Consider the following 17,088-nt stretch of genomic DNA (forward strand, 5'->3'; position numbering starts at 1 on the left):
AACGTTGAAGACGACGACGTTGATAGGCCGGGTGTGTAAGCGCAGCGATGCGTTGAGCTAACCGGTACTAATGAACCGTGAGGCTTAACCTTACAACGCCGAAGATGTTTTGGCGTGATTTGAGAGATTTCAGCTTGTGACGGATAAGCACTCATGGCGCAGGCGGTGAGTGTAATTTTAGCGTGCTGATATGGCTCAGTTGGTAGAGCGCACCCTTGGTAAGGGTGAGGTCCCCAGTTCGACTCTGGGTATCAGCACCACTTTTTCGGTTAAAGTTCGGCGCTTAGAAAGCAAAAAACCCGGTCTTATGACCGGGTTTTTTGCTTTCTGTATCCTGTCTGCAGTCATTTTGGCTAACCCTTACCGGGAGATAACTTAGCAAACAACACTTCAGACAACCTCATGCAATGAATAATAAAAGGCCATCCTGGAGGATGGCCTTTTTACATTGGAAAAAGTTAATGGATCACCTGAGACAGGAACGCTCGGGTGCGCTCCGACTTAGGATTAGCAAAAAATTCATTTGGGGGCGCCTGTTCAACAATTTCTCCGCGATCCATAAAAATGACCCGATCGGCGACAGTGCGAGCGAACCCCATCTCATGTGTTACGCAGAGCATCGTCATGCCCGATTCTGCCAGACCAATCATTGTATCTAACACTTCTTTCACCATCTCTGGATCAAGAGCAGAGGTCGGCTCGTCGAAAAGCATAATTTTGGGCTTCATACATAACGAGCGCGCAATGGCGACACGCTGCTGTTGCCCACCTGAAATCTGGCCTGGAAATTTATGCGCATGTTCCGCAATACGTACGCGCTCCAGGTAATGCATAGCAAGCGCTTCAGCCTCTTTCTTCGGCAATTTTCGCACCCAGATGGGCGCAAGCGTACAGTTTTGCAGCACGGTAAGGTGAGGAAACAGATTGAAATGCTGAAAGACCATGCCGACTTCAGTACGTACACGCTCGATATTGCGCAGGTCATCATTCAGTTCAATACCGTCTACTACTATTCGTCCCTGCTGATGTTCTTCAAGATGATTAATGCAGCGGATAGTGGTCGATTTACCCGAACCTGAAGGGCCGCAGAGAACGATACGCTCGCCTTGTTTAACTTTAAGGTTAATATCCTTCAGCACATGAAACTGCCCATACCATTTATTCACATTTTCGAGCGTAATCATCGCATCGGTAGCTGGCGTGGTTATATGGCTCATAAATTTCCTTAGTGCGGTGTACGCCCGGTGTTAAAGCGCTTTTCCAGATGCTGGCTGTAGCGCGACATGCTGAAACAGAAAATCCAGTAAACCAGCGCGGCAAAAACATAGCCTTCGGTCGACATTCCCAACCAGGCCGGGTCGACCGTTGCCTGCTGCACGCTGCTGAAAAGATCGAACAGGCCGATGATGATGACCAGACTGGTGTCTTTAAATAACGCGATGATGGTATTCACGAGGCCCGGGATGACGAGCTTTAACGCCTGCGGAAGAATGACCAGCCCCTGCGTTTTCCAGTAACCCAGCGCCAGCGATTCCGCGGCTTCGTACTGGCCTTTCGGCAATGCCTGCAATCCCCCGCGCACGACTTCCGCAACATAGGCGGACTGAAATAAAATGACGCCTACCAGCGCACGGACCAGCTTGTCGATGCTGGTGCCTTCAGCCATAAACAGCGGCAGCATAACGGAGGACATAAAGAGCACGGTGATTAACGGCACGCCGCGCCAGAACTCAATGAAGATCACCGACAGTATCCTCACAACTGGCATACGCGAGCGTCGCCCCAGCGCCAGCAGAATACCTAGCGGCAGCGCGCCGGCAATCCCGACAGAAGCGATAATTAGCGTAAGCGTAAGCCCGCCCCACTGACGCGTTTCCACCCGCTCCAGCCCAAGGAAACCACCGTACAGCAAGCCCCATACGACTAACGGGTAAACCACCGCCCAGCAGGCAATATAACGTCCGCGTGAAGGAAGCCCCTTCCAGAACATCAGTGCGATAGAAAACAGGCCGATAATCAGCGCCACGTTAATGCGCCAGCGTTGATCGTGCGGATAAAGCCCATACATGAACTGTCCGAAGCGGGCGTGGATAAATACCCAACACGCGCCTTCTTTGGTGCAATCCGCTCGCGTCTCGCCGGTCCAGTTAGCCTGAAAAAGCGCCCAGTTCAGCAGTGGCGGGATAAGCTCCCACATCAGCCACAGGCAAAAAATCGTCAGCAGGCTATTGCTCCAACTGGAAAAGAGATTCTTACGCGCCCAGGCAATAGCGCGTCCAGAGCCTGCCGGCGTTGCCGGGGTATCCGGCGACAATAAAACTTTCGACATAGGATCCTCAGCGCTCTATCAGGGCGATACGTCGGTTATATATATTCATCAGTAATGAAATCGTCAGGCTGATGATTAGATAAACCGACATGGTAATAGCGATGGTTTCAATCGCCTGGCCAGTCTGGTTAAGCACTGTGCCGGCAAACAGCGACACCATATCGGGATAACCGATAGCGGCCGCCAGTGAGGAGTTTTTTACAATATTGAGATACTGGCTGGTTAACGGCGGAATAATCACCCGTAGCGCCTGCGGTATGATGACCTGGCGTAGCGTTACCGGATTGGGCAGGCCTAGCGAGCGAGCCGCTTCGTGCTGGCCGTGCGGTACCGACTGAATGCCGGCGCGGATGATTTCCGCTATGAATGCAGAGGTATAAACCGAAAGCGCCAGCGTCAGCGCCGCAAGCTCGGGAATCAACGCAAGGCCGCCGCGAAAGTTAAAACCGCGTAGCTCTGGCACGTCCCAGTGAAGCGCCGGGCCAAAGGCAAGGTGCGCCGCTATTGGCAATCCTATGATAAGCCCAAGGGCAACAGGCCATGTACGGCGCAACTGACCCGTCTTTATTTGATGCTTGCTGTTAAAGCGATAAAGACCCACAGTCACCACGACGGCAACCACCAGCGCGACGAAAAACGCCATAAGCCCTTCACCCATCATGGGCGCAGGCAAATAAAGCCCTCGGTTGCTAAGGAACATCAGATCAAAGGCATTGACCGCCTGGCGAGGCCCTGGAAGGTTACGCAACACAGCGAAATACCAAAAGAAGATCTGTAGCAGCGGGGGGATATTGCGGAACGTCTCAATATAAATCGTGGAAAGCTTTCGCAGCAGCCAGTTTTCGGAAAGGCGAGCCAGCCCAAGAAAGAAGCCCAGAACAGAAGCGAAGACAATACAGAGCGCGGAAACCAGCAGCGTATTGAGCAAGCCGACTAAAAACACGCGGCCATAGGTATCGCCTTCGTGGTAGTCAATCAAGTGCTGGACGATGCCAAACCCCGCTCCCCGATCAAGAAAAGCGAACCCTGAGGTGATCCCACGGTTATTCAGGTTAGTAACAGTGTTGTGGATCAGATAAGCGACGATAGCAAGAACAACGGCAACGGCGAGGATCTGGAACAGCCAGGCGCGAACCGCAGGATTGGAAAAGGATAAATCACCTTTTACGGTTGGGCGGCGATGGGACATAGATAAACCTCAGTGACCATAACTCCGGACTGGACGCCGCAATGCGGCGCCCGTAACAGCAAACAGTTAGCGTACCGGCGGAGCGTACTGGATCCCGCCTTTGTTCCAGAGGTTGTTCTGACCACGTTTGATCTTCAACGGGCTTTCCGAACCTACGTTGCGCTCGAACACTTCCGCGTAGTTGCCTACCTGCTTCACAATGTTGTAGGCCCATTTGTTATCGAGCTTGAGATCCTTACCGTAATCGCCTTCTTTGCCCAGCAGATGCGCCATATCCGGCGTGGTTGGGTTAGCCGCTTTCGCATCAACGTTTTTCGAATCCACACCCATCTCTTCGGCGTTCAGCATGGCGAACAGCGTCCAGCGCACCACGGAGAACCATTCGTCATCGCCACGGCGCACGACCGGACCGAGCGGCTCCTTAGAGATAACTTCAGGCAGAACGAGCCATTCGGCGGGGTTGCTCAACTTAATGCGCAGTGCATACAGCTGTGACTGGTCGGAAGCAAGGGTATCGCAACGACCGGATTCCAGTGCTTTGGCGGATTCATCAGAGCGGTCGAAAGTGACCGGGGTGTACTTCATATTGTTCGCTTTAAAGTAGTCCGCCACGTTCAGCTCAGTATCGGTCCCCGCCTGAATACAAACGGTAGCGCCATCAAGTTCTTTCGCGCTCTTCAGGCCTGCTTTGTTATGCGTGAGGAAGCCGATGCCGTCGTAATAGGTGACACCGGTAAACGCCATGCCCATGCCCGTGTCGCGGGAAGAGGTCCACGTCGTGTTCCGGGAAAGCATGTCGACTTCGCCAGACTGAAGCGCGGTAAAACGCTCTTTAGCGGTCAGCGGCGTATATTTTACCTTAGAGGCGTCGCCAAACATGGCTGCGGCCACGCCACGGCAAACATCTACATCAATCCCGGTAAATTTGCCGCTGGCATCGGCATAAGAGAAACCCGGTAACCCGTCGCTAATACCGCACTGCACAAAACCTTTCTTTTTTACCGCATCGAATGTCGCGCCGGCGTGGGCTTGATTGGCAACAGCAAACAGCGCGGCCGCTGCGGCCAGAGTGGCTATCACTTTTTTCATAATGCATCCTGTGTGGCGAAAATTATCGTTATAAGTTTCAGGTCGTCCGGGAGGCGCCTGTTTCCTGTCTGTGGCATCAGCCATTGTGGGTAAAGCAAACGGAGTGCCAGGTTTGCATTCGCTACAGAAAGGGGCATGCGGATGCAATAAGCGAAGTGTAGCCGTGAAAAAAAGAGTTAAGCGCCCTGAAATGGTGCGAAACTGAAACCTGCGCCACATTTTGGCGCAAAAAAGTTTCATCTCTTTATTAAAAGGTAAGAGAGTGGTTGCGAGCGTGAATATTGGCCTGATCAGTATCGGAGCGGCTTGTGAGTTAACTCACGAAGCGTAATGAAATAAAACGAAGCGAGCATTCAAAACGTGAGTTGTTTCAGCGGTGAAGTTATTTCTCTGCTCTGTTGTGATGCCAGAAAATTGCCTTTCACAAGGCAGTTGCACCTTAATAAAGCAAAAAGCGCGGCCAGGCCGCGCTTTATTTAATAAAATGAGTTATTTACTCAAAGCGATGATGCCCATCGTCAACCCAGCCACCGCAGCAGCGCCGCCAGCAATGGCGCCAGCCGTTTCCCAGTTATCCTGAGTTGTGCCTTTCATGCAGGTATTAGTGTGCACCAGACGACCCTGATCGTCATAAACGGGTACGCAAGGCGAGTCGTGGGCACAGCCAGCCAGCAGGGTGGAAAGCAATGCGATAGCGATGACGTTTTTCATGATATTACCTCAGCAAGATACTCCTTCAGCAACCCACTGCTTTTACGCTTTCATTTCAGGTTAACTGAATCAGATGGCGCTATTTTATCATTCGGCGGTTGCGTCAGGCACCGGGAAATAATTGCAATCCATGTGCATTGTAAAAATTATGGAGGGAAAAATGGGGTTAAGGCGAAATAGTGAGAAAATTATGGAGAGCGCAAAGACTGAACGCTAAAAAGTAAAGTATTTGAAAGCAGGATGGCTTATCGGAGCACGACCTGAACGAAAGCGTAAAAATCCTAATATAAAAACTCAGGCTTTTAAATCTTCTTTTATGTAACGCCTTGTTTATTGAGCGAAAGGCGACAAGCGCCGCCTTTCGCTTATCTTTTAGCCGTGGCTTTTACCAAACCGTCGACGGATGACGACAAAGAACACGGGGACAAAGAAAATGGCAAGCAACGTGGCGGAAAGCATGCCGCCCATCACGCCGGTGCCGACGGCATTCTGGGCGCCGCTGCCCGCGCCGTGATTCAGCACCAGCGGCAGTACGCCAAGAATAAACGCCAGCGAGGTCATCAGAATCGGGCGTAAACGAAGCCGTACTGCTTCGAGCGTCGCTTCGATAAGCCCTTTGCCTTCTTTCTCCATTAAGTCCTTGGCGAACTCGACAATCAGAATGGCGTTTTTCGCTGAAAGACCAATAGTGGTTAACAAACCCACCTGGAAATAGACGTCATTATTCAGACCGCGTAGCGTCGCCGCCAACAGCGCGCCGATAACGCCAAGCGGCACCACCAGCATGACCGAAAACGGTATTGACCAGCTTTCATAAAGCGCTGCGAGACACAGGAAAACCACGATTAACGAGATGGCATAAAGCGCGGGCGCCTGGTTGCCTGAAAGGCGCTCCTGATAAGAAAGCCCCGTCCAGTCATAGCCGATGCCGGCTGGCAGTTTCGCGGCCAGCGCTTCCATCAACGCCATCGCCTCGCCGGTACTTTTGCCGGGCGCCGCTTCGCCAAGGATCTCCATAGACGGTACGCCGTTATAGCGCTCCAGGCGCGGCGACCCGGTGATCCAGTGAGAAGAGGAAAAGGCGGAAAAAGGCACCATTTGTCCATTGCTACCGCGGACATAAAGGTTGTTAATATCGCCTGGCAGCATACGGAAACGCGCATCCGCCTGCACATAGACTTTCTTTACGCGTCCACGGTCGATAAAGTCGTTTACATAGGTGCCGCCAAGCGCGGTGGAAATCGTCTGGTTGATATCGGAAACCGTCACGCCCAGCGCCTGCGCCTTATCCTGATCCACTTCCAGTTTAAACTGCGGCGTGTCTTCAAGGCCGTTGGGACGCACGCGAACCAGCAGGTCGGGCCGTGCTTTTACCATACCGAGCAACTGATTGCGCGCCTGCGTCAGCGCATCATGCCCCAGGTTGGCCTGATCCGTTAGTTCAAAGTCAAAACCTGTTGCGGTACCAAGTTCAAGAATAGCGGGCAGGTTGAAGGGGAACACCATGCCGTCCTGAATTTGGGAGAATGCGCGAGTAGCACGGCCAACAATGGCCTCTACATTGTTTTCGCTGCCCGGTCTTTCCTCCCAGGGTTTCAGGCTAACAAAAGCAATACCTGCGTTTTGCCCCTGACCGCTAAAGCTAAAGCCGCTAACGGTAAAGACCGATTCGACGTTCTCTTTCTCTGCCGTCAGGTAGTAATGCTGCACTTGATCCAGCACCTGCTGCGTGCGCGCCTGCGTAGCCCCGGCTGGCAATTGCACCATGGTCATGAAAACCCCCTGATCCTCCTCCGGCAGGAAGGCGCTGGGCAGGCGCAAAAACAGTACGGCCATGCCGCCGACAATCAGCAGATAAAGCAGCAGGTAACGCCCGGTATTCGCGAGAATGCCGCTCACGCTCTGCGTATAGTGGTGCGTGCTGTCATCGAACTTTTTATTGAACCAGGTGAAGAAGCGTAGCTGGTGGGCCTGATGTTCAGGATTGTGCGGCTTAAGCAGCGTGGCGCACAGCGCAGGCGTCAGAATCAGCGCCACCAGGACCGAAAGCGCCATCGCCGCCACGATAGTCACCGAGAACTGGCGATAAATCGCACCGGTTGAGCCGCCAAAAAACGCCATCGGCACAAACACGGCGGAGAGCACCATGGCAATCCCCACCAGAGCGCCCTGAATCTGCTGCATCGACATCTGCGTCGCTTCTTTCGGCGGCAAATGTTCCTCCGCCATAACGCGCTCGACGTTTTCTACCACCACGATAGCGTCGTCAACCAGTAGCCCTATCGCCAGCACCATGCCAAACATCGTCAGGGTGTTAATGGAATAGCCGAAGGCCGCCAGCACAGCAAACGTGCCGAGCAATACGACCGGGACGGCGATAGTGGGAATGAGCGTGGCGCGGAGGTTTTGCAGAAAAAGATACATAACGAGGAACACCAGAATGATGGCCTCGAACAGTGTTTTCACCACCTCATGAATAGAGATTTTCACAAACGGCGTGGTGTCATAGGGGTAAACGACCTTCATGCCCTGGGGGAAGAAGGTTTGCATCTGTGCCAGTTTCGTTTTAATCGCTTCGGCGGTATCCAGTGCGTTCGCACCAGTGGCGAGCTTGATGCCAAGGCCCGTGGCCGCCTGGCCGTTGATTTTGGTCACCATATTGTAGTTTTCGCCGCCAAGCTCAATGCGTGCTACATCTTTCAGCCGCACAACGGAGCCATCCTGATTTACCTTGAGCGTGACGCGGGCGAATTGCTGCGGATCCTTAAGCCTTGTCTGAGCGATGATAGAAGCGTTCAGCTGCTGACCCGTTATGGCTGGCGTGCCGCCAAGCTGGCCTGCCGCTATCTGGTCATTCTGCGCCTTGAGCTGGTTGATAACATCCAGCGGCGTAAGTTGATATTTATTGAGCAAGTTAGCATCAAGCCAGATACGCATCGCGTACTGGGCGCCGAAGAGCTGGACGTCGCCCACGCCGCTGGTGCGGCTGATGGCATCCTTCACATTGGATGCTACGTAATCGGAAATATCTTCCTGGGTCAGCGCCGGGTTGCTAGTGATAAAGCCTGCGACCAGCAGGAAGCTGCTGCTTGCTTTTTCTACGCTGATACCCTGCTGTTGCACTTCCTGCGGCAGCAGCGGCATCGCAAGCTGAAGCTTGTTCTGCACCTGCACCTGAGCGATATCCGGATCGGTGCCGGAGGTGAAAGTCAACGTGACGGTTACGTTGCCAGCGGAGTCGCTGGTGGAGGACATATACATCAGGTTGTCGATACCGTTCATGTTCTGTTCGATAACCTGCATTACCGTATCCTGCACCGTCTGCGCATCCGCGCCAGGGTAAACCGCGGTGACGGCGATAGCCGGCGGGGCGATGGTGGGATATTGGGCAACGGGAAGCTGCAGAATAGCCAGACCGCCCGCCATCATCAGGATAATCGCCAGCACCCAGGCGAAAATAGGCCGTTGAATAAAGAAATTAGCCATAGCGCCGCCTTAACTTGCTGGTTTCGCTGCGCTGTCAGGCGTGGCGTTAACCGTGACGCCCTCCCTTGCGCTTTGCAGGCCGCTGACAATGACCTTTTCTCCCGGTTTCAGTCCGGCGGTCACAAGCCATTTATCGCCTACCGCTTGTCCGGTAATCACCGTGCGCACCTCGACCTTGTTTTGCTCATTCACCACCATGACGGTAGCGTCGCCGCGCGGCGTGCGGGTTAGCGCTTGTTGAGGAACCAGAATGGCATCCGGGCGAACGCCTTCGTCAATGCGCGCGCGCACAAACATGCCTGGCAGCAGCATATGTTGTGGGTTTGGGAAAACCGCGCGAAGCGTAATAGAACCCGTGCTTTCATCCACCGTCACGTCGGAAAATTGCAGGGTTCCTTTAAGCGGGTAGGGTTGACCATTTTCCATCACCAGCTCTACAGCGCCTTGCCCATTCTGCTCAAGCTGCCCGTGAGTAAGCGCGTTCCTGAGTTGCTGGAAATCGGTGCTCGACTGGGTGACATCAACGTACATTGGATCGAGTTGTTGTACCGTTGCTAACGCGGTGGCCTGACCGTTTGTCACCAGCGCGCCTTCCGTCACGTTTGATTTGCCGATGCGGCCGCTGACTGGCGAGGTTACGCGCGTGTAAGCAAGATTTATCTCCGCTGTTTTGACTGCCGCCAGGGCGGCTTTCACGCTGGCGTCCGCCTGGTTAGCGCTCGCCAGCGCCTGGTCATATTCTTGCTTGCTGATGTATTGCGTGCCCGCGAGCGGGGCATAGCGCTTAACCGTCAGATGGGCGATAGCGGCGGCGGCCTGCGCTTTCGCCAGTTCGCCTTTGGCGCTCTGCCAGGCGGCCTGATAGGTTGCCGGATCGATTTGATAGAGCGATTCCCCGGCACGGATGTCGCTGCCTTCGGTGAAGTTGCGCTTGAGAATAATTCCGCTCACCTGGGGACGAACCTCCGCAACGCGAAAGGCGGAGGTCCTGCCTGGCAGTTCAGTCGTAATAGTTAACGGCGCGCTTTTTATGTTATGTACAGTGACGTGCGGAACCGCTGCCTGATTATGGGCGCCGTTATCGTCGTCGCATCCCGCCAGCAACGTGGCGCTGATAATAAAAGAAAGAGGCCAATATAAAAGCCCGACACGTTTCGTCATTGCTGTTCCTTTAAAAAACGCTAACACGCTATTCACCCTCAGGTGGGCAGCAGGAATAGGCGTGAACGAGAAAATAACAAGGTGCTATCCTACAAATAATAAAGCGGCGATGTAAGCAATCCTTATTTTTCGGAGGCGTTGAAAGCACGCAAACGCAAAAAATAAGATTACGCCAGGCCTGCTTATTCATGCGTGAGGTCGTCGGTGGGTATAATATATTGCTTGCTTGTTTATTATTTGTGATTTGAATTTATTCTGTTGATGTATTCACCGCATTTATTTATTGCGATGTGCGTTAGTGTGTTGCTGGTTAATAAAAAGCATAAGGCCGCATGACGAATAAGACATTCAAAAATTAAATGCCTTTAATTTTACTATTTAATAAATCTATGGCTCGAAAAACAAAACTTGATGCGCTTAAAACGCGTCAGCAGCTTCTCGACGCTGCCATCACAGAATTTGCTACACGCGGGTTTAACGGCACCACGCTCACTGATATCGCCCGAGCGGCAGGCGTTACGCGCGGCGCGGTTTACTGGCATTTCGAAAGCAAAGAGGCGCTTTTTAATGAAATATGGAAAGAGCAGTTGCCCGTACGACAACTCATTGCGCCGCTGCTTTCCTCTGAGACGCGGCATAATCCGCTCCAGTTGCTGCGTGAAACGTTAACGCTTGCCTTGCAATATATTTCCTGTAATCCGCGCTGGCGCGCATTAATGCAGATTCTGTATCAAAAATGTGAATTCAACAGCGAGATGATGCCGGAGCAGGAGATTCGTAGCCAGCTTGGTTTTAATAAAGAACGCATGGCTGCGCTCATTCGGCAGTGCATAGCAAGCGGACAGGTATCGCAAAGCATAAATATTGAACTTACGCTCACGCTTTTTTGTGGTTGCCTGAGCGGTATTGTTAAAAACTGGTTATTAAAACCTGACGCGATAAACCTATACGGTCAGGCTCAGGAGATAGTCGATAATATGCTACTGATGTTGCCGCCGAATAATAAGGAAAACGTGGCGACATTATCCGCGACAAGCGTTGAATTTACGCCCGCCGCGGAGAATAACGTTCCGATTACTCTTCCTGAAGTTGGGGCTGCGTTTCGCCATGGTGGGATAAATCCGCGCCCAGGCGAGTGATAGTATCAGGCGGCAGGGGCTTGCCAAGCAAATAGCCCTGCAGCGTGTTACAGCCGAGCCGCGTCAGGAATTGCTGCTGCTCCACGGTCTCTACGCCTTCAGCCACAACCTTCAGGTTGAGCGTTTTAGCCAGCGCGACAATGGCGGATACGATCGTCGCATCTTCGCCGTCAGCGCTTAGCTCATTAACGAAAGCGCGGTCAATTTTCAGCTCGCTGGCGGGCAGACGCTTAAGGTAAAGCAGGCTGGAATAGCCGGTACCAAAATCATCAATCGAGGCTCTTACGCCAAGATCGGTCAGGCGCGTGAGCATACGTACGCTCTCATCCGGGTTGTTCATCGCCGTGGTTTCAGTGACTTCCAGAATGAGTTTATCCGGCGGAATATTGTACTTCTCAAGGCAGCCGGTAATGGTCTCAATCAGCGAAGGTTGCTCAAACTGTAGCGTAGAGAGGTTAACCGCGACTGACCATTGCGTATGCCCCTGACGGTGCCATTCGCTTAACTGATGGCAGGCCTCATCCAGAACCCAGTCGCCGATGGGAATGATCATGCCGGTTTTTTCCGCCAGCGGTAGAAAAAGATCGGGCGATAACAGTCCGCGTTTCGGATGTTGCCAGCGCAGCAGGGCTTCAAAACCGATAACCGGTCCGGCTGGCGCCTGAAACTTTGGCTGATAAACCAGCCGCAACTCCTGACGCTCAAGGGCCATCCACAGGTCATTCATCAGTTGTAGCTGGGCTTGCGCCATCGTGTTCATCGAGGGCTGGAAGAAGTTATAGCCATTACGCCCGGTATGCTTGGTGTGATACATCGCCGCATCGGCGTTAAACATCAATTCACGTTCGTTATTGCCGTCATGAGGATAAAAGGCAATGCCCACGCTCAGCGTGACCTGCAGTTCATAATGTTCAATTGAGAAAGGCGTATCGATAGCGCGCACCATCGCACTGGCAAGCGTCGCCGCATCGTCTGGCTCTGCTGTTTCCACCAGCAGAACAAACTCGTCGCCGCCAATACGGGCCAGGGTATATTGTCCTTTCAGAAGCTCTTTTAGCCGCTCGGTAACGGCGATTAACAGTTGGTCGCCAATATCATGCCCGTAAGCATCATTCACCGCTTTAAAGCCGTCGAGGTCCATAAACATCAGCGCGAAACGCGAGTTCTCGCGATTAGCTTTGTGTATGGCCTGGTCGAGACGGTCTTCCAGTAGAATACGGTTCGGTAGCCGCGTCAGGGTATCCTGTAACGCCAGTTGAGCAAGTTCACGATTGGCCTCGGCAAGAGAAGAGGCGAGCAGCGAAGTGCGGGCCTGCAGTCGAGCGTCGAACATAGAAACCAGCAGCGTAATGCCAAGAATGAATAGCGTGACCATAATGACCAGTACAGCCAGCCAGTCGTTATTAACGCCGCTATGCATGCCGTGAGTGCCATAAGGAAAATGAGCCGCCATCATGCCGGTATAATGCATCCCGGCGATAGCGATGCCCATCACTACCGCCGCACCAGCACGCATCAGCGCCATTTGCCCGCCATCGCGACGCAAATGAAAGGTCAGCCACAGCGCGGCGACAGATGCCAGCAGCGCGATGGCAATGGAAAGTGCAACCCAGGTCCAACTCCAGATGATGCCTGGCTGCACCAGCAAGGCCGCCATGCCGGTATAGTGCATGGCCGCTATTCCGCAGCCCAACACCAGCGAGCCCGGTAATAAGCGGGAAATGTGTAATTGATGGCCGCACACCAGCCAGAGCGCGAAAAAGGAAGATCCTATCGCAATCAGCATGGAGACAGCGGTAACCAGCGGATCATAGCTGAGCGATATCGGCAGGTTCATGGCCAGCATCCCAATGAAATGCATCGCCCAGATGCCGATGCCCATGGCAATGCTGCCGCCGCAGAGCCAGACGCGCGCCGCCGTGCCGCTACTGGTGGTTACCCGGGCAGCCATATTAAGCGCAGTATACGAAGCCAGGATGGCGACAATAAAAGAAATCACGACCAGGATCTGGTCATAATGACTAACCAGCATGGCGTTGTTATCCATAGGGGTCACAGCGTCTCGCAGTTTTGCTTAAAAGAATAGAGATGAATTAAAGCGCCGACATTATCATTGGCAGAATAGTCGGGAAAGTGATTTAAGGCCCTTGTTTTCAGATGGATTTGATAGACATTACCAGCGATTACGTAGAGATGTGTAAAACCGGAAAATATATAATACAGACTACGTAATTTTATAATTAACTCCCGACAATTTCAGGAGAGACATTTTTCGAAAAAGACCGGGCAATCAGCGTGTTGACGCATTTGCAACACGTCTGTGCGGGAAGCTTAAAAGAGTAGAGGATAAAAAGAGAGCTCACCCTTCCGCTTTCGTTTAGCACGCCAGCGGTCGCTATTTTTATGACGTGCCTCTTGCCCGATAAAAAGAACAGGCAGCGGCAAAGAGAAATAATCGTGACGGCTTAAGCCAAATTTTTCTCGTCTGTAAATAACGAACAACAAAAAAGGCGCTTCCCCATGCCGGTTAGCGCCTTTTTATTCAGCAAGTTAACTGATTATTATCAGTTCATGCCGTATTTTTTCAGTTTCTTACGCAGCGTGCCGCGGTTGATACCCATCATCAGCGCCGCGCGGGTCTGGTTACCGCGGGTGTATTGCATCACCATGTCCAACAGGGGCTGTTCTACTTCAGCCAGTACCAGCTCGTAGAGGTCGTTCACATCCTGACCATTCAGTTGAGCAAAATAGTTCTTCAGTGCCTGTTTTACCGAGTCACGCAGGGGTTTTTGGGTTACCTGATCCTGAGAGTTAACGGTAGAAACGGTCAGTACGTCAGAATTTACGCGTTGTTCGAACATAGTTCTGTCAGCTCTTTATTTCTGTTTACGCAAAATTTTCGAAGTATGCCTCCAACGCCTCCAGCTGTTCGCTGGCGTCTTCTATGGCGTTGAATGTGCGCCGAAACTGGTCATCCGGAGCATGTTCCTGAAGATACCAGGAAACGTGTTTACGCGCGATTCGGTACCCTTTTGCCTGGCCGTAAAAGTCATGCAGTTCCCGAACGTGCGCGCAAAGCAAGCGCTTAACCTCTACCAGCGGCAGGGGGGGCAGCAACTCTCCAGTGTCCAGATAATGCTGGATTTCCCGGAAGATCCAGGGTCTTCCCTGAGCGGCTCGTCCTATCATCAGGGCATCCGCCCCTGTATAGTCGAGCACAGCTCTGGCTTTAAGCGGGTCAGTAATGTCGCCATTCGCGATAACCGGAATGGAAACCGTCTGCTTAACTGTCCGAATGCTGTCGTATTCTGCGTTACCCTGAAACAAACAGGCGCGTGTACGGCCGTGAATGGTCAGCGCCTGAATACCACAATCTTCAGCCAATTGGGCAATCTCTACACAGTTACGGTTCGCCGGATCCCAGCCGGTGCGAATCTTCAGCGTAACGGGAACGTCCACTGCATTTACTACCGCGGTAAGGATAGACTTCACCAGATCCGGGTATTGCAGCAGGGCTGAGCCCGCCAGCTTGCGATTCACCTTTTTGGCCGGGCAACCCATATTGATATCAATAATCTGGGCGCCGCTTTCCACGTTAATGCGTGCGGCTTCCGCCATCTCTTCCGGCACGCTACCCGCGATCTGCACGGTGCGAATACCGGGCTCATCCACATGGACCATCCGCAAACGAGATTTGTCGCTCGCCCACACTTCCGGGTTGGAGGACATCATCTCTGAAACGGTTAACCCCGCTCCCATCTCGTAACACAGCGTCCTGAATGGTCTGTCAGTGATGCCAGCCATAGGTGCTGCAATCAGGCGATTTCTGAGCTGGTGGTGTCCGATACGCATGAGTTAAGAAATGACCATACTGTGCCTGCAAGGCGGCGTATATTACGCATTTTTTGCACGAGATGAAAGGCCAAACTTTGAACAATCGGCTGTTATAGATCAAAGAACAAGCGGCTTGGCAGCGAGTGTGAATTAATAAGTCTTATAAATCATTTAGTTGAGAGGATGGCATCAACGCTAATTTCTTACGTTTGGCTTATAACTTCTTTCATTTCGTTGCTTCCGCACCCTGGTCATTCTGGCTGACTTGCTGATTTAATGCACAACTGAACGGGGATTCGTGCGGACTAACTCACATTTTTAAGAAAATAATGCGCTCAAAAGGGCGAGACGCAGCGTCTCGCCCTGAAGCATTATTCGTCAATAACGACGCGCCCGTGGGGTGGCTGTACCGGACGATTGTTATCGTGATGCATCACCGATTTGAATTTATCAAGCTGTGCCGGAGAAAGGGTAAGCGGATGTTTTAACACAAGCCAGGTCACCCCTTCAGAGCAAGGCGGCGTAGTGAGCGAGCCGCTAAAACGGTAATGCGTTTTATCCTGAGGCAGCAGCTTATTAATATCCACGCTGGCCGTCAGCGGCTGGCTCACCTCCGCTTTCGCGGGCATCGCCTGCCAGAGCTTCTCCAGCTCGTTGTTGGCTTTGCCTGTTTCAAACATCACGGCCACCACGGCAATTTCACCAGCCGCGTTTTTATGCACCAGGTGCATCTCCATTGCATAGTGTTTACCGTGCAACGTATTTTCGCTCGGCGCATGGAAATGGAACTGCTGAAGTGCGAAAGACTCGCCATCGAGGGTGAGGGTATCCTGGGTTTTCCCGTTTACGCTTGCCTGAATGGTATGGCCGTTGTTCAGAATTAAATTTGGCCCCTCAACGTAATGTATTTGCAGCGGGTTCGGCTGGGTTTTTACTGTGCGCTCGATATCAATAGGAGACTGGTTCATCCCTTTCTGACAGAGCGAGTATTGCGCATCCAGTTCGCCCCAGTGTTCCGGAGCGCCTTCACCTTCATAGCTCCAGTGCGAAGCCATGGCCAGAGTGGGCAGCATGCTCAGGGCGAGCAGCGCCGATTTAACGTGTGCGGTAGTCATAAAACATTCTCTGAGTGGATATTTCAGTAATTTATATTTGTGAAATTTATAGTTTCACTCAGTTATTATATGGGTAAAAGCGAAGGGGCAGTTGATAAAAAAAGCGAGACGGAAAAGGAAACGGCGCGAGCCTGGCCCGCGCCTGAAAATTACTGCTTAACGCCGGTAATGCGGCACCACTCTTCTTTTTCAACCACTGGATCAAGCGCAAAGGTCCCGGCATACGCTTCGCATACGCTCTGCGCCTGGCTTGCCAGAATGCCGGACAGGCCAAGCTGGCCGCCTTTGATCGGCAGCACGCTGATAAGCGGCGCCAGTTCGCGCAGAGGACCGGCCAGAATGTTCGCGACCACCACATCGGCCTGCATATCGGCAGGCTGATCCTGCGGCAGATAAAGCGCCAGACGGTCAGACACGCCGTTGCGTTCGGCGTTGTCGCGGCTCGCCTGAATCGCCTGCGGGTCGATATCAATGCCGATGGCTTTCGCGGCGCCTAGCTTCAGAGCGGCGATGGCGAGGATGCCGGAGCCGCAGCCGAAGTCGATAACCGTCTTGCCGGTTAAATCGAGGCTGTCCAGCCATTGCAGGCAGAGCGACGTGGTGGGATGGGTGCCGGTGCCGAAAGCAAGGCCTGGGTCGAGCATGACGTTTACCGCATTCTCATCCGGTACCGGACGCCAGCTTGGGCAAATCCACAGCCGCTCGCCAAAGCGCATCGGGTGGAAGTTATCCATCCATTCGCGCTCCCAGTCCTTATCTTCCAGTTGTTCAATTTTGTGGCGAAAGCCCGCGCCCAGCAGCGGATGATTTTCCAGTAGTGTTACCACTTCCTGCATATCGGTTTCGGCGTCGTACAGGCCAATAACGTCGGTATCGCCCCACAGGCGGGTTTCGCCAGGCAGCGGTTCGAACACCGGCGTATCGTGGGTATCCTGAAACGTGATGGAGACCGCGCCGCTTTCCATCAGCGCGTCACTCAACTCTTCGGCGTTCGCCCCGGTGGTGTTAATTTTCAGTTGGATCCATGGCATGGCA

General features: G+C 52.9%; 13 protein-coding genes, 1 tRNA gene and 1 rRNA gene. 3 read left to right on the top strand and 12 right to left on the bottom strand.

Annotated elements, in window-relative coordinates:
• Window positions 1-92: ribosomal RNA gene (locus IEX01_RS09325) — 23S ribosomal RNA — on the top strand; the annotation flags it as partial.
• 92 nt (window positions 93-184) lie between these two features.
• Window positions 185-260, top strand: a tRNA-Thr gene (locus IEX01_RS09330).
• A 198-nt stretch (window positions 261-458) separates the two neighbouring features.
• On the opposite strand, the gene IEX01_RS09335 is transcribed toward IEX01_RS09330, so the two are convergent.
• The 7 genes from IEX01_RS09335 to IEX01_RS09365 form a co-directional block, all read right to left on the bottom strand.
• Complete coding sequence (locus IEX01_RS09335; protein ID WP_024558882.1) at window positions 459-1,217, bottom strand: amino acid ABC transporter ATP-binding protein; 759 nt, start codon at window positions 1,215-1,217, stop codon at window positions 459-461.
• 8 nt (window positions 1,218-1,225) lie between these two features.
• The gene (locus IEX01_RS09340; RefSeq protein ID WP_035897012.1) at window positions 1,226-2,329 is read right to left on the bottom strand and encodes an amino acid ABC transporter permease; all 1,104 of its coding nucleotides are present in this window, start codon (window positions 2,327-2,329) and stop codon (window positions 1,226-1,228) included.
• A 7-nt stretch (window positions 2,330-2,336) separates the two neighbouring features.
• A complete protein-coding gene (locus IEX01_RS09345; protein ID WP_188723751.1) occupies window positions 2,337-3,518 on the bottom strand; it encodes an amino acid ABC transporter permease in 1,182 nt (393 codons plus the stop codon).
• Between the two features lie 66 nt (window positions 3,519-3,584).
• Complete coding sequence (locus IEX01_RS09350; RefSeq protein ID WP_024560953.1) at window positions 3,585-4,610, bottom strand: amino acid ABC transporter substrate-binding protein; 1,026 nt, start codon at window positions 4,608-4,610, stop codon at window positions 3,585-3,587.
• A gap of 486 nt (window positions 4,611-5,096) precedes the next feature.
• A complete protein-coding gene (locus IEX01_RS09355; RefSeq protein WP_024558878.1) occupies window positions 5,097-5,318 on the bottom strand; it encodes a putative periplasmic lipoprotein in 222 nt (73 codons plus the stop codon).
• 372 nt (window positions 5,319-5,690) lie between these two features.
• On the bottom strand, window positions 5,691-8,804 hold the full coding sequence (locus IEX01_RS09360) for an efflux RND transporter permease subunit (RefSeq protein ID WP_188723752.1): 3,114 nt from the start codon (window positions 8,802-8,804) through the stop codon (window positions 5,691-5,693).
• A 9-nt stretch (window positions 8,805-8,813) separates the two neighbouring features.
• Entirely contained in the window at window positions 8,814-9,965 is a 1,152-nt protein-coding gene (locus IEX01_RS09365) for an efflux RND transporter periplasmic adaptor subunit (RefSeq protein ID WP_188723753.1), read from the bottom strand.
• 389 nt (window positions 9,966-10,354) lie between these two features.
• Between IEX01_RS09365 and envR the strand changes: the two genes are divergently transcribed.
• The gene (gene envR / locus IEX01_RS09370; protein WP_024558875.1) at window positions 10,355-11,104 is read left to right on the top strand and encodes an acrEF/envCD operon transcriptional regulator; all 750 of its coding nucleotides are present in this window, start codon (window positions 10,355-10,357) and stop codon (window positions 11,102-11,104) included.
• Here envR and IEX01_RS09375 read toward each other — a convergent pair.
• The 5 genes from IEX01_RS09375 to prmA all read right to left on the bottom strand — a co-directional run bounded on the left by IEX01_RS09375 (window position 11,040) and on the right by prmA (window position 17,084).
• Window positions 11,040-13,136: a putative bifunctional diguanylate cyclase/phosphodiesterase gene (locus tag IEX01_RS09375; protein WP_024558874.1), complete on the bottom strand. Its 2,097-nt coding sequence runs from the start codon at window positions 13,134-13,136 to the stop codon at window positions 11,040-11,042. The genes envR and IEX01_RS09375 overlap by 65 nt on opposite strands.
• Window positions 13,137-13,668: 532 nt before the next feature.
• Complete coding sequence (gene fis / locus IEX01_RS09380; RefSeq protein WP_000462905.1) at window positions 13,669-13,965, bottom strand: DNA-binding transcriptional regulator Fis; 297 nt, start codon at window positions 13,963-13,965, stop codon at window positions 13,669-13,671.
• A gap of 25 nt (window positions 13,966-13,990) precedes the next feature.
• Window positions 13,991-14,956 carry a tRNA dihydrouridine synthase DusB gene (gene dusB, locus IEX01_RS09385; RefSeq protein WP_024558873.1) on the bottom strand — a complete coding sequence of 322 codons (966 nt, stop codon included), beginning with the start codon at window positions 14,954-14,956 and terminating at the stop codon, window positions 13,991-13,993.
• A 353-nt stretch (window positions 14,957-15,309) separates the two neighbouring features.
• Window positions 15,310-16,053, bottom strand: a complete 744-nt coding sequence (locus tag IEX01_RS09390; RefSeq protein WP_024560957.1) for a carbonic anhydrase — start codon at window positions 16,051-16,053, stop codon at window positions 15,310-15,312.
• A 149-nt stretch (window positions 16,054-16,202) separates the two neighbouring features.
• Window positions 16,203-17,084, bottom strand: a complete 882-nt coding sequence (prmA, locus tag IEX01_RS09395) for a 50S ribosomal protein L11 methyltransferase (RefSeq protein WP_024558871.1) — start codon at window positions 17,082-17,084, stop codon at window positions 16,203-16,205.
• Window positions 17,085-17,088: the final 4 nt, after the last annotated feature.

Source organism: Franconibacter daqui (assembly GCF_014644275.1).
GTDB classification, from domain to species: domain Bacteria; phylum Pseudomonadota; class Gammaproteobacteria; order Enterobacterales; family Enterobacteriaceae; genus Franconibacter; species Franconibacter pulveris.

Coding starts and splice junctions, on each gene's coding strand:
- IEX01_RS09335 (WP_024558882.1), bottom strand. CDS start 1,217: ATGAGCCATATAACCACGCCAGCTACCGATGCGATGATTACGCTCGAA.
- IEX01_RS09340 (WP_035897012.1), bottom strand. CDS start 2,329: ATGTCGAAAGTTTTATTGTCGCCGGATACCCCGGCAACGCCGGCAGGC.
- IEX01_RS09345 (WP_188723751.1), bottom strand. CDS start 3,518: ATGTCCCATCGCCGCCCAACCGTAAAAGGTGATTTATCCTTTTCCAAT.
- IEX01_RS09355 (WP_024558878.1), bottom strand. CDS start 5,318: ATGAAAAACGTCATCGCTATCGCATTGCTTTCCACCCTGCTGGCTGGC.
- IEX01_RS09360 (WP_188723752.1), bottom strand. CDS start 8,804: ATGGCTAATTTCTTTATTCAACGGCCTATTTTCGCCTGGGTGCTGGCG.
- IEX01_RS09365 (WP_188723753.1), bottom strand. CDS start 9,965: ATGACGAAACGTGTCGGGCTTTTATATTGGCCTCTTTCTTTTATTATC.
- envR (WP_024558875.1), top strand. CDS start 10,355: ATGGCTCGAAAAACAAAACTTGATGCGCTTAAAACGCGTCAGCAGCTT.
- IEX01_RS09375 (WP_024558874.1), bottom strand. CDS start 13,136: ATGCTGGTTAGTCATTATGACCAGATCCTGGTCGTGATTTCTTTTATT.
- fis (WP_000462905.1), bottom strand. CDS start 13,965: ATGTTCGAACAACGCGTAAATTCTGACGTACTGACCGTTTCTACCGTT.
- dusB (WP_024558873.1), bottom strand. CDS start 14,956: ATGCGTATCGGACACCACCAGCTCAGAAATCGCCTGATTGCAGCACCT.
- IEX01_RS09390 (WP_024560957.1), bottom strand. CDS start 16,053: ATGACTACCGCACACGTTAAATCGGCGCTGCTCGCCCTGAGCATGCTG.
- prmA (WP_024558871.1), bottom strand. CDS start 17,084: ATGCCATGGATCCAACTGAAAATTAACACCACCGGGGCGAACGCCGAA.